A 25,588-nucleotide genomic window follows, 5' to 3' on the forward strand; every position below is an offset into this window, starting at 1 on the left:
GGTCATAGCCGGAACTTACCGCACGCGCCGGTTGACTTATCACTTTAGAATTCCGGTAGCAATTGGCAGGATAATTTTTCCTGGCAGGTATTCCCTTTCAATAATCAGAATAACCCAGAGTCAAAGCTATGCAGAGAATATTCCAATCGATCATTTCCCGCGCGGTCGGCGACAGTTCCGCAGCGGTTTATTGCTGGGTGGTTTTGGTGCTCGCGATGCTGACAGCCTGCTCGGGCCGGGCGCCGGAAAATCCAGCGCCACCGCCGCCGCAGGTCGAGTTCATCACCGTAGTGCCGCAAACGGTCGATGACCAGCCGGAGTTTATCGGGCAGACCGAGGCTTTTCGTCCGGTCGAGATTCGTCCGCAAGTCAGCGGCATTATCAAAAAAATTTATTTTACCGAAGGACGTAACGTCAAAAAGGGCGACAAGCTATATCTGATCGATCCGGTGCCCTTCAAGGCCATTTATCTCAGCAGCAAAGCGAAAGTTGCGCAATCCCAGGCGCGCCTGACCCAAGCCAAGCAGGATCTGGCGCGTGTCAAACCGCTGCTGGAAAAGCAAGCGGTCAGCAAGAAAGATGTCGATGACGCCGAAGCCGGAATGCTGGCAGCCCGCGCGGCGTTGGAAGCGGCGCAAAATGATCTGATCAAGGCCAAATTTGATCTCGATAACACGCTGATCACCGCGCCGGTCAATGGCCGCATCGGCCGCAGCCAGTTTTACGAAGGGCGGCTGGTTTCCGCGCAGGAATCTCTGCTGGCCACGATCGACCAGCTCGATCCGATGTATGTCAACGTCAATGTGCCGGAAAGCTATTTGCTGCGCCGCCGCCGCGAATTGGCCGCGAACAAGGTCGAGCGGCCCGATATTTTCCAATTGCGCGGTGTGATGACGTTTTCCGACGGCAGCGTGTATCCGCACGAAGGCATACTGGATTTCGCCGATGTCACGATACGGCCGCAAAGCGGATCGCTGCAGGGGCGTTTCAAATTTCCCAACCCGGAAGGCGGTATGGCGCCGGGGGATTCCTATTTTTATCCCGGCCAGTTTGTCCGGGTCCGCATAAAAGGTTATATCCGCAATAATGCCATGCTGATTCCGCAGCGCGCGGTGCAGCAAGGCCCCAGCGGTTCATTCGTGTACGTGATCGACGCCGAGGAGACGGCGCAACTGCGTCCGGTGCAAGCCAGCGCCTGGCGGGGCAAGGATTGGTTGATCGAGAGCGGTTTGCAGCCGGGGGAACGCGTGGTGGTGGAAGGATTTTTCCGCATCTTGCCAGGGGTAAAAGTGCAGGCGGTTGAGCAACCGCAACAACTGCAGGAAAGCATCGCCGCTCAACCATCCGGTCAACCGGCTCAGCAGGTCGCACCATGAAGTCACATTTTTTCATCGACCGGCCTATTTTCGCATCGGTATTGTCGATCATTATCGTCGTGCTGGGTTTGGTGGCGCTGCAGAAATTGCCGGTTGCGCAATTTCCGCAAATCACACCGCCGATGGTGCAGATCGACGCCGATTATCCCGGCGCCAGCGCGGAAGTCGTCGCGGAAGCAGTGGCGCGTCCGATCGAAGTGCAGTTGCCCGGCATCGATAATCTGCTGTATTACGAATCGGTCAGCACCAACGACGGCCACATGATGTTGCGCTTGACCTTCGAGATCGGCACCGATGTCGATATCGCGCAGGTGCAGACGCAGAACCGGCAGCGCTTGGCTGAGCCGCAGCTGCCGGATGAAGTGGTGCGCCAGGGCGTGACGGTGAAAAAAACATCGCCGGATTTGCTCGCCGTGGTCATCCTGAGTTCCACCGATCCCAAGCATGACAACGTTTTTCTGTCGAATTACGCGTTGCTGCGCATCCTCGATAATGTCAAACGCCTGCCCGGTGTAGGCGATGCCGTCATTTTCGGCGGCCAGAACTATTCCATGCGGCTCATCCTCGATCCTGTACGCATGGCGCAGCTGAACCTGACACCGAGCGAAATCGCCGCCGTGGTGCGCGAACAAAACCGCGATTTTCCGGCCGGAAGGATTGGACGCGAGCCGACGCCGGAAGGCACGGAAATGACCATTCCGGTGATTACCCACGGGCGCATGAGCGAAGTCAAGGAATTCGAGGACATGATCGTGCGCGCTTATCCGGACGGCTCGATGGTGCGGCTGCGCGACGTGGCGCGCATCGAACTGGGGGCGCAATCGTACGATCTGGAAGGACGCTGGAACGGCCAGCCGAATACTTTCCTGCTGACTTTTCTCGCGCCCGGCGCCAATGCGCTCGAGACTGTGCGGGGCATCCGTGCGGAAATGCAGCGTTTGAGCAAGAGCTTCCCGGCCGGGGTGTCGTACGACATTCCCTACGACACGACCACGTTCATCGACGTTTCCATCAAGGAAGTGCTGAAAACGCTGGCGGAAGCGACATTGCTGGTGATTCTGGTGGTTTTTGTGTTTTTGCAAAGCTGGCGCGCCACCTTGATTCCTGCCGTGGCCGTGCCGGTGTCCTTGATCGGCACGCTGGCCGGTATGGAGGCGCTGGGATTTTCCATCAATACGCTGACGTTGTTCGGCATGGTGCTGGCAATCGGTATCGTCGTCGATGACGCCATTGTGGTGGTGGAGAACGTCGAGCGGCACATGACCCAGGGCGGCTTATCCCCTCGGGATGCGGCGAAACGCGCCATGGAGGAAGTGTCCGGGCCGGTGATCGCGATCGTACTGGTGCTGGCTGCGGTGTTTCTGCCGGTAGCCTTCCTCGGCGGTATCACCGGTGAGTTGTATAAGCAATTTGCCATTACGATTGCGCTGTCGGTCGCGATATCCGGCTTTGTCGCGCTGACCTTGAGTCCCGCGTTGTGCGCACTGGTGCTCAAACCCGCTCATCAAGCGCCAAAAGGGTTTTGGCAGTGGTTTAACCGTTCGTTCGACTGGATGCAGACTCGCTATACTGGCGCCGTTGCAACGATCATGCGGCGTTCGGTGATTGCGCTGACGCTTTTCGGGGTGCTGATCGCCGGCATCATCGGCTTGTTCAAGATTCTACCGGGCAGCTTTCTGCCGGAAGAAGATCAAGGTTATTTCATCACCGTGGTGCAATTGCCGGACGGCGCTTCGATGACGCGCACGCGCGAAGTGCTGAGCAAAATCGAAAGCTATTTTCAAGCGAATCCGGCGGTGCATTCCACCGACGTGCTGGCGGGTCAGAACTTTGTGTTCAGCACGCGCGGAGCCAATCAGGCCACCATGTTCGTTCCGCTGAATCACTGGGATACACGCCCGAACCCCGAACAAAAAGTGCATGGCTTGATCGGCGCGGCTTTTCAGGAATTCGCTAAAATCCCAGAGGCGCTGATTCTGGCTTTCAATGCGCCTTCGATCAGCGGATTGGGATCGACTGGCGGATTTTCGGTGCAGATACAGGATCCCAGCGGCGGCGATTTTGCCGAGTTTGCCGCGGTGGCGCAGGAATTCACCGCCAAGGCCATGGAAAATCCGGCGATTGCCGTGGCCAGTACCAATTTCCGGGTCAGTGCGCCACGGTTGTACGCAACGGTAGACCGCGAACGCGCCAAGGCGCTGGGAGTGCCGATTTCGGAAATTTTCGATACCATGCAGGCTTATTTCGGTAATTTTTATATCAACGATTTCGTCAAATTCGGCCGCATTTACCGGGTGCAAACCGAAGCATTGCCGGAATATCGCTCCAATCCCGACGATATCAGCAAAATTTATGTGCGCGCGCAGAGCGGCGCAACGTCGACCATGATTCCGCTGGATTCGGTCGTCAACACTCAATTCAACAGCGGCCCCGATCCGGTGACGCACTTTAACGGCGCTAATTCCGCACTGGTACTGGGCGGTGCCGCGCCAGGCTACAGCTCGGGACAGGCGCTCGCCGCATTGGAGCAAGCCGCCGATGAAATTCTGCTGCCGCGCGGCTACACGCTCGATTGGAGCGGTATTTCGCTGCAAGAGCGCAAAGCGGGCGGACAATCCGTCATGGTGTTTGCCTTTGCGCTGCTGATGGTGTTTCTGGTGCTGGCCGCTCTGTACGAAAGCTGGTCGATTCCGATGGCGGTGATTCTGGCGATTCCTTTCGGCATACTCGGTGCGCTGCTGGCGATATGGATGCGCGGTTTGAGCAATGACATTTATTTCCAGATCGGCCTGGTGACTTTAATCGGCTTGGCGGCGAAAAATGCGATTCTGATCGTGGAGTTTGCCAATCAGCGCCACGCCGCCGGAGAAACGCTCACCGATGCGGCACTCGATGCCGCGCGGCTGCGCTTCCGGCCGATCATCATGACGTCGATGGCGTTCATTCTCGGTGTATTTCCGTTGGTGGTCGCATCTGGCGCGGGTGCCGCCAGCCGTCATTCGATCGGCACCGGGGTATTCGGCGGCATGCTGGCGGCGACATTCCTGGCGATCTTTTTCGTGCCGCTGTTTTTTGTGCTGATCGGCAAGATCACGCAGCGCGCCAAAAAAACGTCGGTCGAAACCATGCAATCCGGCGTAAAACAACTCGCAGCGCAACCGGAACAACAGAGCACCAAAGCCGACGGTGATGAGCAGCCAAAAGAATGAACGGTAATCCCGTCATTCATTGGCGCGAGGCGGACGCGGAAAAATCGGCGCTTTGGCAAAGCGAAAAAGATTTGCCGCCACCCCAGCGGGTGCAGGTGATTGACGATCGCATGCCCGCCGATACGGCTTACCGCCTAGCGTGCGAAGGCACGGCGCTGTTATGGCACGGCGATTTCCAGAACGCCAAGTTGTTGCTGCAAGCAATGGCGCGGCGTATCGACAAGAAAAAACCCGCACCCAAGCAGCCGCCAGCCGCGTTGCCGCTCGCCGAAGCTTTTCACCGTTATCGTCTGGCGCAATCGCAGCGCGCGCGAACACTGGAAAAACTGCTGATTCCATTCGAAGCCGATTATGCGATTCCTTTACGCCGCGCACCGGATGTTCGTGACGCCTGCCGGGAGGTGTACGGCCCATGCACCGGACCGTTTGTTACTTCATTGCGTGAGTTACTGGGAATAATCGGCGCGCATGAATGGCGCAAAAAAGGCATCGAAATTCCGGCTTTGGATATCGCCATTCACCCGTACTACGGTGTGTTTGCGCCGGTCCGCAGCGAGTACATAAAACTGGTCGCGCAAGCTCCGCTGCCCAAGCTGCTGGCGGAACAATCGATCGTTTTCGATATCGGCACCGGCACCGGCGTTTTGGCTGCCGCACTGGCGCTGCGCGGCATTCAGCGCATCGTGGCAACCGATCTGGAGCCGCGCGCCTTACAGTGTGTACACGACAATTTAACGCGACTTAATCTGATGAATCAGGTGGACTTGGTGCAAACCGATCTCTTTCCCGAAGAACAGGCGGCATTGATCGTATGCAATCCGCCGTGGATTCCGGCGCGACCCAGTTCGCCGCTGGAGCATGCCATTTTCGATCCGGAAAGCCGCATGTTGCGCGGATTCCTGCAGGGACTGAAAACTCATTTGCTGCCCGGCGGCGAAGGCTGGCTGATTTTGTCCGATTTGGCCGAACATCTGGGATTGCGCACCCGGGAGCAGCTGCTGCAGATGATCGAAGTTGCCGGTTTGAAAGTATTGAGCAGGATCGATACCAAACCGCACCATCCGCGCGTATCCGAGGTCAGCGATCCGCTGAACGCCGCGCGCGCGGCGGAGTCGACGTCATTGTGGCGGTTAGCGGTGAAGTGACGAAAATATTTTCAAGTGTTGCTACAGCTCGGTGTACTTTCTCGCGCTGCCTTTGGCTTTTTCTACTGGGTACTTGCGCGCGTTTTTCTCCATTTTTTCCAGCACGATTTGCTTCACATCCAAATCGTATTTTTCGGCCAGCAGTAAAGCAAACGTGAAAACATCGGCCAGTTCTTCCTTGATGCTGTCGACATCCGCCTGCTCCGGCGCTTTCCACAGAAAAGTTTCGAGCAGCTCGCCCGCTTCGATATTCAACGCCAATGCGAGGTCCTTGGCGTTATGAAACTGCGCCCAATCCCGCTCATCGCGGAATTTGCGCAAGGCTTGGATTATTTCTTCGATGTCGTTCATGCGCGCCAATAATTTTTGATTGTTGGTATTCAGAGAATGATGTTTGGGTTCTTGATCGCATGGCAGCATAGCACTTTTTCGTGAGGAAATACGCCATGCCCGGTTGAAATGGATCTGCGTTATATTAATCAGCGTTTCCCTAATTCCAGTTAGATCATACTTTAATCATCAACGGAGGCTTTAAATGACAAAACCCTATAAAAAACCGCGAGTGATCATTTCGTCACTCGACACCGAGCGGCTTGAGCAACTGATTGAATCGCTATCGGACATGTCTTTTCCCGGCAAGGACGATCTTGAGGCCGAACTGGCCAGGGCGGAAATTGTAGAACCGGAAAATGTTCCCGCGACGGTAGTCACGATGAATTCCACGGTGAGATTTGAAGTCGACTCCTCACACGAGGAATTCTGTCTTACGCTCGTATATCCCTGGAATGTGGATGCTTCCGGTGAAAAGATTTCGATTCTTGCACCGGTCGGCAGTGCGCTGCTCGGGCTTTCCCAAGGGGACGAAATTGAATGGCCCAAGCCGGGCGGCGGCATGTTGCGAGTGCGGATCAAAGAAGTCACATATCAACCCGAACGCTCCGGCGAATACCACCGGTAATCGACACATCAGCCGCCATGAAACCGCGCGGCATACCATCGAACAACGTGGCTGGGCACAGTAAGAAGCTGCTTAAAATTAGGAATCGGACAATCTCGCATCTCCGGCTTGATGCGCGGCACATAGGAAAATTCAGCTTGGATAGGCTGGTTACGTTAAATACCTGCGCTGAGCAGCATGTGGAATTGGTTGCTAGGCAAGCTCGATTCGGGCTCCCTTGCTGATACTTTCATCGAATGTGTTATATTGAAAGCATAGTTGACGTATTTTTATAAAGAAAATGTAAATAGTGTGCTGTTTTTATTTGTTAATTTTATATTTGGCGTATTATATTCCGTGATTTCAGATGTCCAATTCTAGTTAGGTTTCACAAATGCCGCAGCCTCAGTCCATCCCAATTCCATTTCTGTCCCGCGCAAGTGAGGTTCTTGCCTCTGGTGTCAGTGGTTCAGCGATCGTCCAAGTGACGGTCGCTTACGCTGCGGAGTATGGGCTTGAGCTACCGCATCCTGTTTATCCATTTCAGGCATCAAACAAACGCACGGCGCTTCTCGAAAACCTTCGGGCTTTTCCACCCGCCGTTCAATACCAAGTCATTGCCGAGCTTTGTGACCGCGTGTCGCCTAACGACACAACAGGAGCAGTAGCAGAGCTAAAGCTCATGCTTACGTCCCGCTACACTCACCTTGCCGAAGAAGGTTCGGGCGACGCGTGGACGGGACCACTCACTGTAGAAACTCGGCACTGGCTCGACGAGTATCCCTACACGAAGAAACTCTACGTTGAGGCTCTTCAGAAACATAAGGCCGGCGTCTATCACCGCAACGCGCTCGACGATCTCCGTCTCGCTCTTGAGAAGCTTGTTCAGACCATTCTGGGGAATGGAAAGTCCCTTGAGAACCAGCTCGCTGCCATTGGCCAGTTCATTAAGTCAAAGGGCGGCTCAAAGGAACTGGCGAACATGTTTGAGAAGCTGATCGACTACTACACTAAGTACCAGAACACCTACATCAAACACGATGACGCTGTTCCTACCGAGGAAGTCGAACTATTGCTTGAGTTGACTTCGTCATTCATGAAGCACTTTGCGCGAATGGCAGGGCGAACTTGAAACCTAACACTGTGGTCGAGAGCACCTGCAAGCTGTACTTGCAGGTGCTCTCCACGCTTCGACCGCCCCTCACTACGACGTTGAACGTAATAGCTAAGAGTGCTAAAACGGTTTTTTGAAATTTGATCTCAAGCCAATTGTGATATGGTTGGAATTAGCACTTGTGACTTACCAGAAGAGATAGCAGTCGAGAAGCGAGAAGATTGCGAATGAACTCAGCTATTTTGTTGAAGATTCCGGTAAGTGCCGCCAAAAATCCATGCGCTGGTGCAAAATACGCGCGATCAGAATATGCGATTCCTTGGGGATACAAAACACGACATGGGATTGATATTCAAATCGCTCCAGGTTTAGTGCATGGCCGGTAGCATTGTGTCCTGGTTGTGGGTTTTTGAATAGCGACCCAGAAAAATTACCATTTAAACTCAATCCACTTTTATTCAACACATCCGCTTATGTACCTCGATATTTCTTCTTTAACGAATGCAATTACCCGATTAGCGGAAGGCTGGGTACGCTATCAATCCGATATCAGTGACACGCAAATCCGCGACGGCTTGATTCAGCGCTTTGAATTTACTTACGAGCTTGCGCATAAAATGCTCAAGCGCTACCTGGAAGCATCGGCAGCCAATCCGGTGGAATTTGATCAGGCCGATTTTCATTATCTGATACGTTCCGCCAATGAACTGGGTTTGTTGCTTGGAGATTGGTCGAAATGGCGGCGGTATCGCGATATGCGAGCGAAAACCAGCCATACATACGATGAGGCGATTGCGCGCGAGGTGGTCGATGGGATTCCGGGTTTTCTGCAAGAAGCGCAATATCTGCATCAGCAATTAATGCAACGCTTGTCGAATGAATGACCGGCCGCCGATCGACGTATCCGAAGCCGATTGGCTGATCATCCGGAATATTTTGCGTGCGCATGTTCCGGATTGTACCGTGTGGGCTTTTGGTTCCCGTGCGACCGGCCATGCCAAGCCATACTCCGATCTGGATTTGGCGATCATCGGGGATAGGCCGCTCGGGATCGATTTAGCTGCACAATTGGCTGAAGCGTTTGCGGAATCGGATCTGCCGTACAAAGTTGATATTGTCGATTGGACAACGGCGAGTGAAGGCTTTAGAAAAGCGATCGAGCGGGATAGAGTAGTTGTGCAGGCAGGTATAACTGCATAGCTCCAACTATTGCACTTATTGCCCGAATCGCCTTTTTTGTAACTTCGGCTTGCTTTCATTATTTCCTGCCACCTATAATTGCGCTCTGATATTTCACCCTTTTGCTAACCATGCAAGAAGGTTTCACGTGAAACACTCCATTTCATATTCTTTTAAAAAATTCAATTTTTCAATGGCTTTAGTGCGATGAATCATCATTCGGATTTTGATATTATCGTGGTTGGCGGCGGTCATGCCGGGACGGAAGCAGCACTGGCGGCGGCGCGTATGGGGTGTCAAACGTTATTGCTGACGCACAACATCGAAACCATCGGACAGATGTCGTGTAATCCGTCGATTGGTGGTATCGGTAAAAGTCATTTGGTGAAGGAAATCGACGCATTGGGTGGTGCGATGGGTATGGCGGCGGATGAGGCCGGGATTCAGTTTCGCGTGTTGAATTCGAGTAAAGGTCCGGCGGTGCGGGCGACGCGCGCGCAGGCCGACCGGGTGTTATACAAGCAAGCGATTCGCAGCCGCGTCGAGAATCAGCCGAATTTGCGGGTGATGCAGCAGGCGGTCGACGATTTGATCGTCGAGCAGGATCGCGTGGTTGGCGTGGTAACGCAGTTGCAACTGAAGATACGCGCGCGCGCGGTGATTCTGACGGTCGGCACGTTCCTGGCGGGATTAGCGCATATCGGCAAGACGCATTTCAAGGCTGGCCGTGCAGGTGATCCGCCGGCTTTAACGCTAGCACAACGCTTGCGCGACATGGAGTTTCCGGCAGGGCGGCTGAAAACCGGCACGCCGCCGCGCATCGACGGCCGCAGCATGGATTATTCCAAGTTGCTGGAACAGCCCGGCGACCAACCGGTGCCGTTTTTTTCGTTGATCGATAGCGGCATTCAACATCCACGCCAGATTTCGTGCTGGATCACGCATACCAATGCCGATACGCATGGCATCATCCGCGACGGCCTGGTCGATTCGCCGTTGTTTACCGGCAAGATCGAAGGCGTCGGGCCGCGTTATTGCCCGTCGATCGAGGACAAGGTGGTGCGGTTTTCCGAGCGCGCCTCGCATCAGATTTTCCTCGAGCCGGAAGGCTTGAACACGCATGAAATCTATCCGAACGGAATTTCGACCAGCTTGTCGTTCGATGTCCAGGTCAAACTGATTCATTCGATTGCCGGGCTGGAAAACGCGCATATCACGCGCCCCGGTTACGCCATCGAGTACGATTATTTCGATCCGCGCAATTTGAAGCGCTCGCTGGAAACCAAAACCATCGAGAATTTGTTTTTTGCCGGACAAATCAACGGCACCACCGGCTACGAAGAAGCCGCCGCGCAAGGATTGCTGGCGGGTATCAATGCCGCGCTGAAAATTCAGGAAAAAGAGGCTTGGTCGCCGCAGCGCCATGAAGCGTATCTCGGCGTGCTGGTCGACGATCTAGTGACGTCCGGCGTGACCGAACCATATCGCATGTTCACCAGCCGCGCCGAATACCGCTTGCAATTGCGCGAGGATAACGCCGACTTGCGCTTGACGGGGATCGGCAGAAAGCTGGGATTGATCGGCGATCAACGCTGGGCAGCTTTTTCTGAGAAACAAGAAGCGATTATCAAGGAGCAGCAGCGCCTCGATTCGATCCGCGTATTGCCCGCCACGTTGCCGGAACAAGATGCGATGCGCGTGCTCGGCAAAGGGATCGAGCGTGAATACACGCTGACCGAGTTATTGAAACGTCCCGATGTGACTTACGTATCGCTGATGACGTTGCCCGGCGCGGGCGAAGCGGTCACCAATGCGCAAGTCGCCGAGCAGGTGGAAATCCAGGCCAAATATCACGGCTATATCCAGCGTCAGCAGGAAGAAGTGGCGCGTCAGGCGCAATACGAACATACGCTGTTGCCGAAGGAGATCGATTACCGCGCGGTGAAAGGCTTGTCGAACGAAGTTCAGCAGAAATTGAATTTGCACAAGCCGGAAACCGTCGGCCAAGCATCGCGCATTTCCGGTGTGACACCGGCGGCGATTTCGTTATTACTGGTGCATTTGAAGCGCGGCTTTGCGCCGGACGGTAAACAACAGATCGCATGAGCCTGCTGCCGCAGATCGAACAGTCTTTGCAGGCGCTGGATGTTCATTTTGATGTTGCAACCGGCCAGCTTGCGCAGCGTATCGAGCAATATTTATTGCTGATCGAGAAATGGAACAAGATTCATAACTTGACCGCAATCCGCGATCCGCGCGCCATGCTGACGCAGCATGTGCTGGATAGTTTGGCGGTGTTGCCGCATATTCACGGCCCGCGCATCGTCGATGTCGGCACCGGTGCCGGGTTGCCGGGTATACCGATTGCGTTGGCGAGACCGGATTCGCAAATCATTTTGGTGGAAAGTAATCAGAAAAAAGCCGTTTTTTTGCAGCAAGTTAAAATCGAACTGGCATTACACAATGTGGAAATCAGGATGCAGCGCATCGAGGATGTCCGTTTGACCGGCACAGTCGATACCATCATCACGCGAGCGTTTTCCGAATTGGGTAAGTTTGTCGCGCTGACCCGTAATTTAACCGTGGAAAACGATGAGGATCGCCGTTGGGTGGCGATGAAGGCGAATTGCGCTGACAATGAACTGCGGCAGATCGTTGATCCCTTTTATCTCGAAACGATCATTCCGCTGGCCGTGCCCGGACTGGATGCGGCGCGGCAGCTGGTAATCATCAAACAACGGATTTGATTCGGATTCAAGTATTCTGGAGTGCATGCGATGACAAAAATTCTAGCGATTGCGAATCAAAAAGGCGGGGTCGGAAAAACCACCACCAGCGTCAATCTGGCCGCCAGTCTGGCGGCGTCCGACATGGATGTGCTGCTGGTCGATCTCGATCCGCAAGCGAACGCCACGATGGGCAGCGGAACCGACAAGCAGATTGCCCGCACCACGGTTTATCAGGTTCTGCTGGGCGAAGCGCCGCTACAGGCGGCGCGCGTTACCAGTACGCAAGGTAAATACGACTTGGTTCCCGCTAACCGCGATTTGGCTGGCGCTGAAGTGGAAATGGTCGGTTTCGATCGGCGCGAAGCGCGTCTCAGGGCGGCCTTGGAGCCGGTTCAGGATGAATACGATTATATTCTGATCGATTGTCCGCCAGCGTTGAACCTATTGACTTTGAACGGTTTGTGCGCGGCGCACGCGGTGATGATTCCGATGCAATGCGAATATTACGCACTGGAGGGCTTAAGCGATCTGGTCAATACCATCAAGCGCGTACGCAGCTCGTTCAATCCAACGTTGCGCATCGAAGGATTGCTGCGCACTATGTTCGATCCGCGCAATATTCTGGCGCAGCAGGTTTCCGATCAATTGCAGAAGCATTTCGGCAATAAGGTCTACCGCACCGTGATTCCGCGCAATGTTCGCCTGGCCGAGGCGCCCGGCTTCGGGCTACCGGTTTTGTATCACGACGGACAGTCGAAAGGCGCGCAGGCGTACCTGGAACTGGCAAGGGAAATTTTGGCGGCCAGTCCGGCTTAATGAAAACGAGGAATCCTTAACATGACAAAACCAAGAGGTTTGGGGCGGGGATTGGACGCGCTGCTGGCAGGCAGCGGAGCGGATGAGACTGGCGGAGATTCCTTGCAGAATCTGGCCATTACACAACTGCAGCCCGGCAAATATCAGCCGCGCACCAATATGGATCAAACGGCACTGGCGGAACTGGCGGAGTCGATCAAAGCGCAAGGCATTATGCAGCCGATTTTGGCGCGGCCTATCGATACCGATCGCTATGAGATCATCGCCGGTGAACGCCGCTGGCGCGCCGCGCAATTGGCCGGGTTAGCCGAAGTGCCAGTGCTGATCCGCAAAGTTCCCGATGAATCGGCGCTGGCCATGTCGCTGATCGAGAACATCCAGCGCGAAAACTTGAATCCGCTCGAAGAGGCGCTGGGAATTCAGCGTTTGATCAATGAGTTCGGCATGACACATCAGACCGCCGGAGAAGCGCTGGGCAATTCGCGCAGCACTATTTCCAATTTGTTGCGTTTGCTGAATCTGTCCGCGCCGGTGCAGGAATTGATGATGCAAGGTAAAATCGACATGGGGCACGGCCGCGCCCTGCTGCCGCTGGCGCCCACGCAGCAGATTAAAATCGCCAACGCGATTGTGCAAAAACAACTGTCGGTGCGCGAAACCGAAAAGCTGGTCAATCAAATCGAGCATCCCCTGCCGAAAAAGGTGAAAAAACCCGACCGCGATTTGCTGCGGCTGCAGGAAGATGTTTCCGAGCGTTTGGGCGCGCAGGTGGCGATCAAACCGAAAAAGAACGGCCAGGGCAATATCGTGATTCACTATACCAGCTTGGATCAACTGGACGATATTCTCAGTAAATTTTGAAATGACCGAATAAGGAAAATTATGGACGCAAGACTGCTTGATATTCTGGTTTGCCCGTTGTGCAAAGGCCCGCTGATCTATAAAAAGGACGGCAAGGAATTGATTTGCAAGCCGGACCGGCTGGCATTTCAGATCAAGGATGGCATCCCGGTGATGTTGGCGGACGAAGCCCGCCGCATTCCGGATGAAGTTGAAATTAAATAAGGCCGCGCCGCACCATGAATACGTCTATGACGCTTGAGCCGCGCGTGGCGGCTATCCTGGGCGCGCTGGTGGCCGATGCCGCCGCACTGGGCTTGCATTGGCTGTACGATTCCGAGCGCATCGCCCAGATCGAGAAAACCAAAGGCCTGGTTTTTCTGCAACCGGATGCCAATGATTATGCCGGTGTCAGCGGTTATTTCGCGCACGGCAAGAAGCAAGCAGGCGACTCATCGGCTTATGGCGAGCTGTGTCATTTGATGCTGCGGCATATTGCGCGGCACGGCAAATTCTATCGCGTCGATTACCAAAGCGAATACCGCAGCTATTTCGGTCCCGGCGGCGGGTATCAAGGTTATATCGATTCGCCGATGCGGATAACCCTGCAAACACTGCTGCCGCTCAAACCGGAAGATTTTCCGCTGCAATCCGGCGCCGACGACGATCAGTTTGCCGCATTGGCGGCGTTGCCTGCCGTTGTGGCGGCTCATCATGAATCGCCTGACGCGCTGAATGCGAAAATCGAGCAAGTGGTGCGCTTGACCAATCATAACGATACCGCCGTTGCGGCGGCGCAGTATGCCGGATGCGTTTTGCTGGCGGTGTTGAACGGCCAGCCGATCCAGCAGGCATTGGCCGGTTCGCTCCCGTTCGCCGGTGAGAAATTAAAGCCGCTGCTGGAAGAAGCATTGCAAGTAAAAACGCTGGACTGCACCGCTGTCGCCAAGCGTTTCGGTAACGCCTGTCATGTGCCGGAAGGCTTGCCGGTGATCGCGCATATCGCCCAGCACGCACCCGATTACCACACGGCCATCGAAGAAAATATCCGCATTGGCGGCGATAGCTGCGGGCGTTCGATCATGCTCGGCGCGATTATGGCGGCCAGCACCGCGCAACAAACTGGCGTGGGCGCTTCCATTCCGCTCGAGTGGGCGGGGCGTTGCCGCAAGCTGTTAGCTGCGGCGGATGGTTGCGCACGGCTTTGACGTTACGTAATTTTGCAGGACAAGATTATTTTATGAACCCATTCATAGGGAAACGCTGATAAATTCGGCGAGCGAGATGAAGCACGCCGTGCACGGCACAAGGCAACCGGGACATATCAACAAGTTAGGCGATGGAGCGGATGCCGCGCAACGAAGTGATTCGCTCGTGTAGTCGATTAATCGTGTTTCCATAGAGGGCCGGAAAGAAAATACCCGGCCACTGTCATTTGATTCAGAGGAAGCGGTATGGCGCGTTTTAGAAACGATCTTTTCATCAGCTACTCGCACATCGACAATCAGCCGATAAGGCCGGAAGATAAAGGCTGGATCAGCCGTTTTCATGCTTCGCTCGAAGCGCTCCTCAGCATGCGGCTGGGGCAGACGGCGAAAATCTGGCGCGACGATAAGCTGCAAGGAAACGACATATTTTCCGATGAAATCATCCAGCAATTCGCCCACACCGCGGTATTTTTATCCATCCTGACACCGCGCTATCTCAAATCCGAATGGTGCACCCGCGAAGTCCGCGAGTTTTGCGAACAGGCGAAGCAAAGCGGCGGGATCGTCATCGATAACAAAGCCCGTGTTTTCAAGATCATGAAAACGCCGGTGGATACCCAGGAATTTTTGCCGCCGGCGGTAAAAGATATTCTCGGCTATGAATTTTTCAGTTTTGAAGACGGCACGCCGCTCGAACTCGATCCGGCTTACGGCGATAAATTTGCTCAGGATTTCAATCGCAAGGTGGGGAAACTGGCGTGGGATATTTCGCAACTGCTGAAACAATTAACGGCCGATGCCGAGGCTGGCAATAAGGACACTGTTACGCCGACGGCGGCCAAACCGGCGGTCTATTTGGCGGAATGCAGCTACGACCGGAAAAATATCCGGGAAATTCTGGAAAGCGATTTGCGCTGTCATGGTTACACGGTATTGCCGGATCAGCAGTTGCCGCGCGATGAATCTGGTTATGTCGCGGCGGTCGAGGCGCAATTGGCGCGCAGCGAATTTTCCATTCATCTGATCGGGGAAAACTACGGTGCGGTGCCCGATGGACTGAGCCAGAAGTCCGTAGTCGTTCTGCAAAACGAGATTGCCGTCAATAAAAGTAAAAATAGCGCATTTCCCCGCATCATCTGGTTGCCCGAGGGAACTTCCTCCGCGCAGATATCGCAGCATTTGTTTATCGAGGCGCTGCACCAAGACGCCGAAGTGCAATACGGGGCCGATCTGATCACCGGTGATCTCGAAGCGCTGAAAGCGTCCATTCACGCCACGCTGAAGAAACTGGAGCAACCGGAGCCGGCGCTGCCTGAAGTGCAAGCCGATGCAGCCCATGCCACGCGGCTGATCTATCTGATCTGTAACGAGAAAGACCGCAAGGCGACGGTTCCCATCCGCAAATATTTGCGCGAGCGGGGTTGCGAAGTCTTTCTGCCGGCTTTCGAAGGGGACGCCACGGCGGTGCGCGAGGCGCACCGGCAACTCATGAGCAATTGCGATGCCGTCATTCTTTTTTACGGATCCGGGAGTGAAGCGTGGAAGCGCACCATCGATAGCGAACTGAAGAAAATGCCGGGCTACCGCACCGGCAAACCGCTGCTGGCGAGCTTTACTTATTTGGCCGAGCCCATCACGGTAGATAAAGAAGATCTCATCGATATGGAAGAACCGCATCTGATCAATGGCATGACCGGTTTTACGGAGGCGGAAATGGCGGCATTTCTGCAAGCCATGCAGCCGGGCGGAGCAAAGCCATGAGCGCGCCGGCTGTTTCAATCGGTCTTAACAATCCCTTTCCGGGTTTGCGGCCGTTCCGCGAGGACGAAGAACATTTGTTTTTTGGCCGTGAGAATCAGGTCGATGCCATGGTCAACAAGCTGGCGGTTACCCGCTTTCTGGCGGTGGTCGGCAATTCGGGCAGCGGCAAATCCTCGCTGGTCAATTGCGGTTTGCGCCCGGCCTTATACGGCGGGCTTATGGCATCCGCCGGTACGAACTGGCGCATGGCGCAGTTCCGTCCCGGTAATAATCCGATCAAAGCGCTGGTCAACGCATTGGCCAAGGATGGTGTCCTGTTCAGCAACTATCCGGCTAAAGGTTTGACGCTGGCCGAGATTATCGACACCACGTTGCGCATGAGCAAGCTGGGACTGATCGATATCGTCGAGCAAGCGCAGTTGAGCGCGGATACCAATTTGTTGATCGTGGTTGATCAGTTTGAAGAGCTGTTCCGCTACCGGCAGTTGCGCGCCAATCCATCCGAGAATGTTCATTGCGTCAGCGAAGAGGCGGCGGCTTTTGTCAATTTGCTGCTGGAAGCGCAGCTGCAAACCGCCTGCCCGATTTACATCGTGCTCACGATGCGTTCCGACTTTCTCGGCGATTGCGCGCAATTTCCCGGTTTGGCCGAGGTCATCAGCACCGGACAGTATTTGGTTCCGCGCATGACGCGGGAAGAGCGCCGCGCGGCTGTCAGCGGCCCAATCGGCGTGAGCGGCGCAACAATCTCGCCGGTGCTTTTGACAAGACTGGTTAACGATGTCGGCGATAATCCCGATCAATTATCGATTCTGCAGCACGCCTTGAACCGCACCTGGGCATATTGGCAAAGCCACAGCGACAGTGCTGCGCCGCTCGATTTGGCGCACTACGAAGCCATAGGAACGATGGCATATGCGCTGGATAAGCATGCCGAACAAGCCTATACCGGACTGGATAGCGCGAGAAAAAAACAGCTGTGCGAGAAAATCTTCAAGGCGCTTACCGACAAAGCCACGGATTTGCGCGGCGTCAGGCGTCCGACGACCTTGAGTACTTTGTGCGCATTGACCGATGCTGCGATGGACGAAGTGACGGCGGTCATCGATGAATTCCGCAAACCGAGCCGCTCATTTTTGATGCCGCCGGCGGGTGAAATACTGGAAGTGGATACGGTCGTCGACATCTCGCACGAGAGCCTGATGCGTGTATGGCAGCGGCTTGGTGCCTGGGCCGATGCCGAAGCGCAATCGGTGCAAACTTACCACCGCTTGGTGGAAACGTCGATGCTGCATAAGGAAGGCCGCGCCGGGCTTTGGCAGGATCCCGATCTGCAAGTGGCGCTCGATTGGCGCGCCAAGGAAAAGCCCAATGAGGTTTGGGCGCAGCGTTACTATCCCAACTTTGCCCAAGCCATGCGTTTTCTGGACGCCAGTGTCGCGTATCGCGACAATGAGTTGCGCGAGCAGGAGGCGCAACGCCAGCATGCCTTGGAACAAGAACGAATACTGGCCGAGCAGCAGCGGATAGCCGAGACCGAGCGGCGGCGGACGCGAGAGCAAGCGCGATCGATCCGGCGGTTCCGCAGATTCACCATTACGCTCATCGCAACGCTGATTGTTGCCGTGGGGGCAGCCACCTGGGCGATTCAGCAAACGAACGTTGCAGCTTTGCGTAGCTTGGAGGCTTCAGCCCTGAGTCATGTCCGGGAACTGGATCTGTCGCTGTTACTCAGCGTCGAAGCGCTGGAAATCGATGATCGGCACGATAATGAGAGCGTGCTGCTCAATGCGCTACAACAAACGCCTCATCTCATCACGTTTCTGCGCGGCCATACCGGCACGGTGCGGAGCTTGGCTTTAACGGCGGACGGCAAAATCCTGGCTTCCGGCAGCGCGGATAACACTATCGTGTTGTGGGATGTCACCGCGCGCGAACCGATCGGAGAACCGCTCACCGGCCATACCGGAACCGTGTGGAGCGTCGCCATCAGCTCCGACGGAAAAACGCTGGTTTCCGGCAGCGCCGACAATACCATCATGCTGTGGGATTTATTCACGCAGCAGCCGCTGGCATTGCCTCTGACGGGTCACACGGCACCGGTGTTGAGCCTTGCTCTAAGCGCCGACGGCACCATCCTGGCCTCCGGCAGTGAAGATGGCGTCATCATTTTATGGGATATGACGACCCGGCGGCAGCTTGGGCTGCTCACCGGCCATGCCGGCCAAGTGCGCAGCGTGGCATTGAGTCAGGACGGTAAAATCCTCGCTTCCGGCAGTACCGACAGTACCATCATTTTATGGGATGTCGCGGCGCGCCAGCCGCTCGGGCCGCCGCTTAAGGGGCATACCGGTCCTGTGCGCAGCGTGGCGTTAAGCACCGACGGCAGGATGCTGGCTTCCGGCGGCAAGGATAAAACCGTCATGTTGTGGGATGTGGCCACCCGGCAGCCGATAGGCTCGCCTTTTAAAGGTCATAGCGGAACCGTATTGAGCGTGGCGCTCAGTGCCGACAGCAATACCTTGGTTTCCGGCAGCGTGGACAAAACCATTATGCTCTGGGATGTGGCGACCGGCCAGCCGCTTGAGCTGCCGCTGACCGGCCATACCAGCTTGGTATGGAGTGTGGCGCTGAGCGCCGACGGAACCTTGCTGGCTTCCGGCAGTGAGGACAGCAATATCATTCTGTGGGATGTATCCACCCGTCCGCCGGCTGGAATATCCTTCAACAATTATGCTAGCAGGGTATCGAGCGTGGCTGTGAGCGCCGACGGCAAAACCTTGGTTTCCGGCAGCGATGATAAGACCATCCGCATAAAAAAAGTGGATATGCATCAGCAGCAAATGCTGCCGCTCGACAATCATAGCGGGTCCGTCACCAGTGTGGCGTTAAGCGCCGATGGAAATATTCTGGCTTCCGGCAGCGGCGATAAAACGATTATTCTGTGGGATTTGCTAGCGGGTGAACCGCTTGGGCCGCCGCTCACCGGTCATACCAGTCCGGTATTAAGCGTTGCCTTGAGCGCGGATGGTAAAATCCTGGCCTCCGGCGGTGACGATAACACCATCCGGTTATGGGATGTCGCCACGCGGAAACTGGTAGGGTCGCCACTTACCGGCCATACCGGCGCGATATGGGGTGTCGCGTTCAGTGCCGACGGCAAGATCTTGGCTTCGGCAGGCGGCGATAGAACCATCCGGCTATGGGATGTAGCCACCGGTCAGGCTATAGGATCGCCGCTCAGGGGACACAACGGTATCGTGCGCAGTGTGGCGCTGAGTCACGATGGCCGGATTTTGGCCTCCGGCAGTGTCGATAATACGATCCGCTTGTGGAATGTTTCAACCCGGCAGCCGCTCGGTCCTCCGCTCGTTGGTCATGATGGTGCGGTGCGGAGCGTGACATTAAGCGGGGATGGCCGGATTTTGGCTTCCGGCGGCGACGATGGCACCATTCGTTTGTGGGATGCGGTTGATCTTCAGCCGGTCGGTGTGCCGCTGATCGGCCATAACGACTCGGTGCTCAGTGTATCGTTGAGCGCGGACGGAAAAACGCTAGCCTCGGGCGGGGATGACAATACGGTCCGTTTATGGGATATAGCCGGCAACGTACAGCTTCAATCTTCCGCTGATCCATGGAAAGTCCGCGCTTGCCGTGTCGCCAATCGCAATTTAACCCGGGCGGAGTGGCGGAAGTACATGGGAAACAGACCTTACCGGGCAACCTGCCCGGAATTACCGCCAGCCAAAGATTGATCATAATAACCGACTGATCCTGCTGGTAATTTGATTGATTCCCGCGATTGTCTTTTTTGCTTACCGATCAATCCGGGATTGAATGGCGTCGGCTCATTTCATGGTGAAAACAGCCGCGAGTAGATAAATTCCCGTGGAATGGATATAATTTGCCGGGAAATTTGTCTTTAAAACAAGAAGCAAAAAACACTCTATCCATTCATCTCTGCACGATTGCCGCGTTGTTAAATCACGAACCACAATCTGTCTTAAATCCGCTGCTGTCATTCGCTGCAGATCAAATGAAAGACACCGGGAAAACAAACAATCGGCTTGGCCTGTCGACCTATTAACGCGATCGATTATTTAAAAATTTAATTAATTCTGGAGGAAAAATGAGTCACACGCTTTATGAAACCAAAATTCAGCGAGTACAGCGCTGCGAACTGGCGGTTCCGGGTTCCAGTCCGGGCATGTTCGAGAAGGCATTGAACAGCGGTGTTGACTTTGTTTTCCTCGATCTGGAAGACGCAGTTGCGCCGGACGACAAAGTACAGGCGCGTAAAAACGTCATTCAAGCGCTCAACGATTTGGATTGGAAAGGTCACGGCATCACGGTTTCCGTGCGCATCAACGGCCTGGATACGCAGTACATGGTGCGCGACGTGGTCGATCTGGTCGAACAAGCCGGCAGTAAAATCGACACGCTATTGATTCCGAAAGCCGGCGTGTACGCGGATATCTACATGGTGCAAGCGATGGTGACCCAGCTCGAAATGCAGCAAGGATTGAAAAACCGCATCGGCTTGGAAGCGCTGATCGAAACCGCGCTGGGCATGGCCAATGTCGAGGACATCGCGCGTAACGGCGCAGCCGGACGGCTGGAAGCGCTGCATTTCGGCGTGGCCGATTATGCTGCCAGCAACCGCGCCAGAACCACCAACATCGGCGGCTTGAATCCGGATTATCCCGGCGATCAATGGCATTTCGCCATCAGCCGCATGATCGTGGCATGCCGCGCATACGGCTTGCGTCCGATCGACGGGCCGTTCGGCGACATCAAGGATCCCGACGGTTATGTGCTCGCGGCCAAGCGCGCTGCCGCGCTGGGTTGTGAAGGTAAATGGGCGATCCATCCGACCCAGATAGCACTGGCCAACGATGTGTTTACACCGCCTGAGCGCGAAATTGAAAAAGCCAAGCGCATTCTGGCTGCGCTTAAGGAAGCCGCCGCGCAAGGCAAAGGCGCTGCCGCGCTGGATGGCCGTTTGATCGACGCAGCTTCGGAAAGAATGGCGAACAATGTGGTGAAAATCGCGGATGCGATTGCAGCAAAAAACGGTTAATGACGAAGGCCGCGCGATGCGGCCTTTATCTTTAGGGCCTGATAGTTTGAAACGATAAAAATTACGCAAATATGCGATTGTTGAGGAAACTGAAGTGAATATTCACGAATATCAAGCAAAAGAAATACTGGCCGAGTACGGCGTCAAGATTGCGCAAGGCGGCTTGGCCTACAGCGTAGTGGAGGCCGTGCAGCGCGCCCGGGAAATCGACGGCGATGTCTGGGTGGTCAAGGCGCAGATTCATTCCGGCGCACGCGGCAAAGCGGGCGGTATCAAAGTCTGCAAAACGCACGCCGAAGTCGAACAAGCCGCGGAAGCCTTGCTCGGCAAAAAACTGGTAACGCATCAAACCGGCCCGGCGGGAAAAGTCTGTTCGCGGTTATACATCGAAGCAGGCACCAAAATCGCCAAGGAAATGTATCTATCGCTCATGATCGACCGCGTCAGCGAGCGCGTGATCATGATCGGCTCAGCAGAAGGCGGCATGGAAATCGAAAAACTCGCGGTGACCAATCCGGAAGCGATCATCAAGATCTATGTCGAACCGGCAGTCGGCTTGCAGGATTTCCAGGCGCGCAAAATGGCATTTGCCCTGGGTATCGATCCGGCGCAACTGAACAGCGCGGTGAAAACCATCAAAGGCTGTTACCGTGCATTGCGCGATCTGGATGCCAATATTCTGGAGATTAACCCGCTGGTGATTACCGCCAGCAACGACATCGTGGCGCTCGACGCCAAAATGGTGTTCGACGAAAACGCGCTGTTCCGCCGCCACCGCATCGCCGAATTGCGCGACAATACGCAAGTCGATCAGCGCGAAGTCGCAGCGGCTGAAGCGGGTTTGAGCTACGTCGGTCTGGACGGCGACATCGGCTGTATGATCAACGGCGCCGGACTGGCAATGGCGACGATGGACATGATTAAACTGGCCGGCGGCGAGCCCGCCAACTTCCTCGATGTCGGCGGCGGCGCATCCGCCGAGCGCACCGAAAAAGCGTTCCGTCTGGTGCTGGCCGACAGCAACGTCAAAGCGATGCTGGTCAATATTTTCGCCGGAATCAACCGCTGCGACTGGATCGCCGAAGGCGTGGTGCAAGCCGTCAAAAACATTGACATGAAAGTGCCGCTGGTAGTCCGCTTGTCCGGCACCAACGTAGAAGAAGGCCGCCGCATCATTGCTGACAGCGGCCTGCCGATCATCACCGCCGATACGTTAGCGGAAGCCGCGGAAAAAGTCGTCCGCGCCCGTAACGAAGTCGCCGCAAAAGCCTAGGAGTTCAAAGTGGCCATATTAATTGACGAAAAAACACGCATCATTGTTCAAGGGTTTACCGGCAGAATCGGTACTTTTCACGCGCAGGAAATGATCGACTACGGTTCTAACGTGGTCGGCGGCGTCACGCCGGGTAAAGGCGGACAAACGCACCTGGGATTACCGGTATTCAACACCGTCAAGGAAGCGGTCGACCAGGTTGGCGCCGAAGCCAGCATCGTCTTTGTGCCGCCCGCATTCGCGGCGGACTCGATCATGGAAGCCGCCGACGCCGGGATCAAATACTGCGTCTCGATCACCGACGGTATTCCGACGCAAGACATGATGACGGTGAAGAATTTCCTGCGCCGTTTCCCGAAAGAAGAGCGCATGCTGTTGACCGGACCGAACTGCGCCGGTACCATCAGCCCCGGCCGCGCCATGCTTGGCATCATGCCCGGTCATATCTATATTCGCGGCAACATCGGCGTGGTTGGTCGTTCCGGCACCTTGGGTTATGAAGCTGCCGATCAAATGCGCGCGCTCGGTATCGGCATTTCCACCTCAGTCGGCATCGGCGGTGACCCAATCCCCGGCAGCTCGCACCGCGACATCCTGGAACGGCTCGAACAAGACCCGGAAACCAAAGTCGCACTGATGATCGGCGAAATCGGCGGCCCGCAAGAAGTCGAAGCCGGTCGATTCGCCAAGGAAAACATGAGTAAACCGCTGGTGGCTTACATCGCCGGTCTGACCGCCCCCGAAGGCCGCCGCATGGGCCACGCCGGTGCGATCATCTCCTCCGCCGGTGAAAGCGCCGCCGAAAAAGTCGCGATGCTGAAAGAACTCGGCGTTACCATCTGCCCTACTCCATCGCTGATGGGGCAAACGGTCGCGGAAGTTCTGGCGAAGTTGTAATTCTGTCATTGTAGTTGATGTTAAAACAAAAAACCGGGAGCTGGTGCTTCCGGGTTTTTTTATTTCAGGGAATCAAAATCCCGTTGTTTATTTTCATGGGTCTTAGGAAGTTAAAGCGGGTTTAAACGTAACAATTTAAGAATTTCATGATAGAGATTATCACGGCGATGATTAAAACGAAATTCGGTTTCTTTCAAGTGCAGGTAGAAAGTATGTTCGGGCACACCATTGAACTTGGCCAAACGTCTTTTAGCAAAACTCCAGAAAGACTCGATACCATTAATATGCCGCTCGCCACTGGCAAACTCATTGTCACCATGGTGAACCCTGAAGTGCTTATCAAAGCCGATATCGACCAATCCGTCATAACCACGCCATCCATCGGAATGGATTACGGTATCGGGCGCTACATGCCCACGGATAATGGCTTGCAATGTCGCTTTAGAGCAATCTGGAACAATCTCTGTATAAACTTTTCCTTGGCGTTTAAGCACACCAAAGACTATTGTTTTGCCATAAGCGCCCCGCCCCCTTTTACCCCTGACTCGCTGGGCACCAAAGTAAGACTCATCAACTTCTACAGAACCTTGCAGAGGGGATTCAAGTTCGCAATTCTGGGCAATTCGCTGTCGTATTTTAAGATAAATGGTATTGACGGATCGGATAGAAATGCCGGTCAATTGGGCTGTGTCAGTAGCAGTAAAATCCATCGAAAAACATCGAATAAGTTGCCTGAATTTTGCTTCTCTGATTCGAGAACGAAAATAGTATCTGTTTTTAGCATTCATCTCAGAAAGTTAGCACACTTTAGTAAGTGCTTAACTTCCTAAGACCCTTTTTAAAAATACAGCAAAGAAATTTCTAAGGACATAGGAATCGCCACCTCTTTTTATAGGACAAATGTACTACACGATAGTAATACCAGCATGTTGCAAAATCACATCGCGCGTTCTTGCAGGCTCGAACACCACATCGAAGCACCACTGTCCGAAACCGCCTTGTTCGTTGACTGTCCTGATCCAAACTGCCATCGCTCCGCGCTTGACCCGGTTACGCTCATCATCGACCCCTTTGACTTCCAGTACCAATGTTTTACCGTTGTTCAACCGGATCAAATAATCCGGCACGAAATTGCGCGAAGAGCCGCGCCACAAATAGCGGATGACAAAATCCAGATTGTAAGAAATCTCAGGGTTGTTTACAGAGAGGTTGATTGAAATAAGCGAAGAGTATTTCATAAGGGGTGGCATTATTCAAACTCTTATGAGGCTTAACGGTATTGTAGAAGTTAATGAAACGGAGAAGCTGAATGCGTCGATCGGCGCTGTCTTTAAAGTGAATCTTACTGTGCCACATGTCCATCAGGGTACGGATGACCCGCTCAGCTTTGCCGTTGGTTTGAGGACGATTGACACGAGTAAACTTCTGACCGATACCGTGCTGCCTGCAAGCTTTGACAAAAGCATGGCCGTCAGTTCCTTTAAATTCTTTGCCGTTGTCAGAATAAGCATAGTCGATCTGGTAAGGACATTGAGCAACAGTGCTTGTGAGAAAGCAAGCTGCACTATGCTGGGTTTTATCGGGAAGATATCGGCATACAATTCCCTGGAGAAATCATCGATGGCCACAAACAGGTACTCGCGAGGTTTATTGGCAGACTGTCCTTTCAATAATGGAAGCCGCTTGGTATCGAGGTGAACGAGCTCGCCCGGATAAGATTTGTTATAGCGCTTCGCTTCACGCTTGAGACGTTCCTGGATGGTTTGCTCTACTTTAGCCAAACGTTTGAGGCCATACTGCAGTGTCTTGAAGCGCTGATTGGTACTGCTACGCGGAGTAAATTCCTGGAGTCTGGCTCGTTTCAGTACGTCATAAATCGTTGGCCGGCTGACGTGAAAGTATTCTGCCAGCTGAACTACCTTCTACAGCCGGGTTTGATACAGCCGCCAGATTTCCTGACGATCCAATAATGTTAAGCGAGTGCGTTTGTGTATGTTCATCTACAGTATTCTCCTGAATACTGT

At 54.6% G+C, this 25,588-nt stretch carries 19 protein-coding genes and 3 pseudogenes; 18 read left to right on the forward strand and 4 right to left on the reverse strand.

From position 1 onward, the window contains the following. Nucleotides 1-128: 128 nt before the first annotated feature. The 3 genes and pseudogenes from HRU77_08975 to HRU77_08985 all read left to right on the forward strand — a co-directional run bounded on the left by HRU77_08975 (nucleotide 129) and on the right by HRU77_08985 (nucleotide 5,730). On the forward strand, nucleotides 129-1,376 hold the full coding sequence (locus tag HRU77_08975; GenBank protein ID QOJ20815.1) for an efflux RND transporter periplasmic adaptor subunit: 1,248 nt from the start codon (nucleotides 129-131) through the stop codon (nucleotides 1,374-1,376). Next, nucleotides 1,373-4,504, forward strand: a pseudogene (locus tag HRU77_08980) (multidrug efflux RND transporter permease subunit). The gene HRU77_08975 and the pseudogene HRU77_08980 overlap by 4 nt, the downstream one beginning before the upstream one ends. A gap of 77 nt (nucleotides 4,505-4,581) precedes the next feature. After that, complete coding sequence (locus HRU77_08985) at nucleotides 4,582-5,730, forward strand: class I SAM-dependent methyltransferase (protein QOJ20816.1); 1,149 nt, start codon at nucleotides 4,582-4,584, stop codon at nucleotides 5,728-5,730. Between the two features lie 21 nt (nucleotides 5,731-5,751). Here HRU77_08985 and HRU77_08990 read toward each other — a convergent pair whose 3' ends face one another. Further along, nucleotides 5,752-6,081 carry a nucleotide pyrophosphohydrolase gene (locus tag HRU77_08990; GenBank protein QOJ22115.1) on the reverse strand — a complete coding sequence of 110 codons (330 nt, stop codon included), beginning with the start codon at nucleotides 6,079-6,081 and terminating at the stop codon, nucleotides 5,752-5,754. Between the two features lie 184 nt (nucleotides 6,082-6,265). Here HRU77_08990 and rnk point away from each other — a divergent pair, with 184 nt between their 5' ends. The 15 genes from rnk (at nucleotide 6,266) to sucD (ending at nucleotide 23,564) form a co-directional block, all read left to right on the forward strand. Further along, the gene (gene rnk, locus HRU77_08995) at nucleotides 6,266-6,688 is read left to right on the forward strand and encodes a nucleoside diphosphate kinase regulator (GenBank protein ID QOJ20817.1); all 423 of its coding nucleotides are present in this window, start codon (nucleotides 6,266-6,268) and stop codon (nucleotides 6,686-6,688) included. 373 nt (nucleotides 6,689-7,061) lie between these two features. Continuing rightward, nucleotides 7,062-7,799: a hypothetical protein gene (locus HRU77_09000; GenBank protein QOJ20818.1), complete on the forward strand. Its 738-nt coding sequence runs from the start codon at nucleotides 7,062-7,064 to the stop codon at nucleotides 7,797-7,799. A gap of 455 nt (nucleotides 7,800-8,254) precedes the next feature. Then, on the forward strand, nucleotides 8,255-8,665 hold the full coding sequence (locus HRU77_09005) for a nucleotidyltransferase substrate binding protein (protein QOJ20819.1): 411 nt from the start codon (nucleotides 8,255-8,257) through the stop codon (nucleotides 8,663-8,665). Beyond that, the gene (locus HRU77_09010; GenBank protein QOJ20820.1) at nucleotides 8,658-8,981 is read left to right on the forward strand and encodes a nucleotidyltransferase domain-containing protein; all 324 of its coding nucleotides are present in this window, start codon (nucleotides 8,658-8,660) and stop codon (nucleotides 8,979-8,981) included. Before HRU77_09005 ends, HRU77_09010 begins: the two co-directional genes overlap by 8 nt. Before the next feature lie 186 nt (nucleotides 8,982-9,167). Continuing rightward, nucleotides 9,168-11,066, forward strand: a complete 1,899-nt coding sequence (gene mnmG / locus HRU77_09015) for a tRNA uridine-5-carboxymethylaminomethyl(34) synthesis enzyme MnmG (protein QOJ20821.1) — start codon at nucleotides 9,168-9,170, stop codon at nucleotides 11,064-11,066. Next, complete coding sequence (gene rsmG / locus HRU77_09020; GenBank protein QOJ20822.1) at nucleotides 11,063-11,707, forward strand: 16S rRNA (guanine(527)-N(7))-methyltransferase RsmG; 645 nt, start codon at nucleotides 11,063-11,065, stop codon at nucleotides 11,705-11,707. The genes mnmG and rsmG overlap by 4 nt, the downstream gene beginning before the upstream one ends. Nucleotides 11,708-11,737: 30 nt before the next feature. Further along, the gene (locus tag HRU77_09025; GenBank protein ID QOJ20823.1) at nucleotides 11,738-12,505 is read left to right on the forward strand and encodes a ParA family protein; all 768 of its coding nucleotides are present in this window, start codon (nucleotides 11,738-11,740) and stop codon (nucleotides 12,503-12,505) included. 21 nt (nucleotides 12,506-12,526) lie between these two features. Further along, nucleotides 12,527-13,366, forward strand: a complete 840-nt coding sequence (locus HRU77_09030; protein ID QOJ20824.1) for a ParB/RepB/Spo0J family partition protein — start codon at nucleotides 12,527-12,529, stop codon at nucleotides 13,364-13,366. Nucleotides 13,367-13,387: 21 nt separating this feature from the next. Then, nucleotides 13,388-13,570 (forward strand): Trm112 family protein, encoded by a 183-nt coding sequence (locus HRU77_09035; GenBank protein QOJ20825.1) that lies wholly within the window; start codon nucleotides 13,388-13,390, stop codon nucleotides 13,568-13,570. Between the two features lie 14 nt (nucleotides 13,571-13,584). Beyond that, nucleotides 13,585-14,553 (forward strand): ADP-ribosylglycohydrolase family protein, encoded by a 969-nt coding sequence (locus HRU77_09040; GenBank protein ID QOJ20826.1) that lies wholly within the window; start codon nucleotides 13,585-13,587, stop codon nucleotides 14,551-14,553. Nucleotides 14,554-14,799: 246 nt separating this feature from the next. After that, the gene (locus HRU77_09045) at nucleotides 14,800-16,314 is read left to right on the forward strand and encodes a toll/interleukin-1 receptor domain-containing protein (GenBank protein QOJ20827.1); all 1,515 of its coding nucleotides are present in this window, start codon (nucleotides 14,800-14,802) and stop codon (nucleotides 16,312-16,314) included. After that, complete coding sequence (locus tag HRU77_09050; GenBank protein QOJ20828.1) at nucleotides 16,311-20,069, forward strand: hypothetical protein; 3,759 nt, start codon at nucleotides 16,311-16,313, stop codon at nucleotides 20,067-20,069. Before HRU77_09045 ends, HRU77_09050 begins: the two co-directional genes overlap by 4 nt. A gap of 374 nt (nucleotides 20,070-20,443) precedes the next feature. Continuing rightward, nucleotides 20,444-21,394, forward strand: a complete 951-nt coding sequence (locus HRU77_09055; GenBank protein QOJ20829.1) for a CoA ester lyase — start codon at nucleotides 20,444-20,446, stop codon at nucleotides 21,392-21,394. 94 nt (nucleotides 21,395-21,488) lie between these two features. Next, nucleotides 21,489-22,667, forward strand: coding sequence for a malate--CoA ligase subunit beta (locus tag HRU77_09060; GenBank protein QOJ20830.1), 1,179 nt, complete (start codon nucleotides 21,489-21,491; stop codon nucleotides 22,665-22,667). A 9-nt stretch (nucleotides 22,668-22,676) separates the two neighbouring features. Continuing rightward, nucleotides 22,677-23,564 (forward strand): succinate--CoA ligase subunit alpha, encoded by an 888-nt coding sequence (gene sucD, locus HRU77_09065; GenBank protein ID QOJ20831.1) that lies wholly within the window; start codon nucleotides 22,677-22,679, stop codon nucleotides 23,562-23,564. Nucleotides 23,565-23,674: 110 nt separating this feature from the next. On the opposite strand, the gene HRU77_09070 is transcribed toward sucD, so the two are convergent. The 3 genes and pseudogenes from HRU77_09070 to HRU77_09080 all read right to left on the reverse strand — a co-directional run bounded on the left by HRU77_09070 (nucleotide 23,675) and on the right by HRU77_09080 (nucleotide 25,564). After that, nucleotides 23,675-24,352, reverse strand: a complete 678-nt coding sequence (locus tag HRU77_09070) for an IS1595 family transposase (GenBank protein QOJ20832.1) — start codon at nucleotides 24,350-24,352, stop codon at nucleotides 23,675-23,677. Between the two features lie 117 nt (nucleotides 24,353-24,469). Then, nucleotides 24,470-24,742 (reverse strand): annotated as a pseudogene (locus HRU77_09075) (hypothetical protein). Between the two features lie 10 nt (nucleotides 24,743-24,752). Next, nucleotides 24,753-25,564 (reverse strand): annotated as a pseudogene (locus tag HRU77_09080) (transposase family protein). Between the last annotated feature and the right edge of the window lie 24 nt (nucleotides 25,565-25,588).

The sequence above is a fragment of the Gammaproteobacteria bacterium genome, from assembly GCA_015709615.1.
In the GTDB taxonomy this organism is placed as follows: domain Bacteria; phylum Pseudomonadota; class Gammaproteobacteria; order Burkholderiales; family Nitrosomonadaceae; genus Nitrosomonas.

Coding starts and splice junctions, on each gene's coding strand:
- HRU77_09030 (QOJ20824.1), top strand. CDS start 12,527: ATGACAAAACCAAGAGGTTTGGGGCGGGGATTGGACGCGCTGCTGGCA.
- HRU77_09045 (QOJ20827.1), top strand. CDS start 14,800: ATGGCGCGTTTTAGAAACGATCTTTTCATCAGCTACTCGCACATCGAC.
- HRU77_09000 (QOJ20818.1), top strand. CDS start 7,062: ATGCCGCAGCCTCAGTCCATCCCAATTCCATTTCTGTCCCGCGCAAGT.
- rsmG (QOJ20822.1), top strand. CDS start 11,063: ATGAGCCTGCTGCCGCAGATCGAACAGTCTTTGCAGGCGCTGGATGTT.
- HRU77_08990 (QOJ22115.1), bottom strand. CDS start 6,081: ATGAACGACATCGAAGAAATAATCCAAGCCTTGCGCAAATTCCGCGAT.
- HRU77_09070 (QOJ20832.1), bottom strand. CDS start 24,352: ATGAATGCTAAAAACAGATACTATTTTCGTTCTCGAATCAGAGAAGCA.
- HRU77_09010 (QOJ20820.1), top strand. CDS start 8,658: ATGAATGACCGGCCGCCGATCGACGTATCCGAAGCCGATTGGCTGATC.
- HRU77_08985 (QOJ20816.1), top strand. CDS start 4,582: ATGAACGGTAATCCCGTCATTCATTGGCGCGAGGCGGACGCGGAAAAA.
- HRU77_09055 (QOJ20829.1), top strand. CDS start 20,444: ATGAGTCACACGCTTTATGAAACCAAAATTCAGCGAGTACAGCGCTGC.
- rnk (QOJ20817.1), top strand. CDS start 6,266: ATGACAAAACCCTATAAAAAACCGCGAGTGATCATTTCGTCACTCGAC.
- HRU77_09035 (QOJ20825.1), top strand. CDS start 13,388: ATGGACGCAAGACTGCTTGATATTCTGGTTTGCCCGTTGTGCAAAGGC.
- HRU77_09050 (QOJ20828.1), top strand. CDS start 16,311: ATGAGCGCGCCGGCTGTTTCAATCGGTCTTAACAATCCCTTTCCGGGT.
- mnmG (QOJ20821.1), top strand. CDS start 9,168: ATGAATCATCATTCGGATTTTGATATTATCGTGGTTGGCGGCGGTCAT.
- HRU77_09005 (QOJ20819.1), top strand. CDS start 8,255: ATGTACCTCGATATTTCTTCTTTAACGAATGCAATTACCCGATTAGCG.
- HRU77_09025 (QOJ20823.1), top strand. CDS start 11,738: ATGACAAAAATTCTAGCGATTGCGAATCAAAAAGGCGGGGTCGGAAAA.
- HRU77_08975 (QOJ20815.1), top strand. CDS start 129: ATGCAGAGAATATTCCAATCGATCATTTCCCGCGCGGTCGGCGACAGT.
- HRU77_09040 (QOJ20826.1), top strand. CDS start 13,585: ATGAATACGTCTATGACGCTTGAGCCGCGCGTGGCGGCTATCCTGGGC.